At 47.1% G+C, this 833-nt stretch carries 1 pseudogene; it reads left to right on the top strand.

The annotated features are described in order from the left end of the window. Positions 1 to 730 (top strand): annotated as a pseudogene (locus ACTHUR_RS13005) (patatin-like phospholipase family protein); the annotation flags it as partial. Positions 731 to 833: the final 103 nt, after the last annotated feature.

Here is an 833-nt window from a genome sequence, read left to right as displayed (position 1 = left end):
CAATAACAACGGCGGTCATTGCCAATACACGCCGCCGTTTCAACTTGTCTCCGACAGCGAAGACAGCGAAGCAGGTAAAAAACAGCTGCAAACCCGAAAAGAATTTTTCGAGCGTTTCCAAAAATACAGCGACAGTAAAAACCGTCCCTACATCCACCTTATCGACGGCGGTTTAACCGACAATCTGGGCATGCGCAGCCTTTTGGACATGACGGAGATGTATCCGGAAAAAATCCTGACGCATAAAATTAAACAAAACAAAATCCGCCATATTGTCGTCATCAACGTCAATGCCCAAAACGAAGTCAGCAGCAATTTGGATAAAAGCGCTGCCGTACCCGGTTTCCGAGATGTCGTTTCCGCCATCGTGAATATCCCGATCGACCAACATTCGTAAGAATCTTTGCGCCGCTTCAGAGCTTTTGTCGACCAATGGAACAAAGACAAGCAAAATGAAAACATCTATTTCTCTTTCGTCAGCCTGAATCTCAAAGACCTTCCGCCATCCCAGCTGAGGGACAAGGTATTGAATATTCCGACCAGTTTCTATCTGCCGCCGGAAGACGTGGACAACCTGCGCACCGCCGCCGCCGAACTGATGAAACAGTCACTGGACTATCGCAACCTGCTGGCAGAATTTGCGGCACACCCCAATCCAGACACCATCTTTGCAGCCCCGCCTCCGGATGTGCAAGAGTTCAAGCCATTGAACGAAAAAGAAAAGCAGTAGCAAACTGTTCCATAAAGTGTAGCTCTGTTAAAATATATGCTTCATCTTATATTTCAGACGGCCTCAATACCCAAGGCCGTCTGAAACACTTAACAATAAATAG

It is taken from the genome of Neisseria sp. P0021.S007 (genome assembly GCF_051956855.1).
This window is presented reverse-complemented; position numbering and strand designations above follow the sequence as displayed.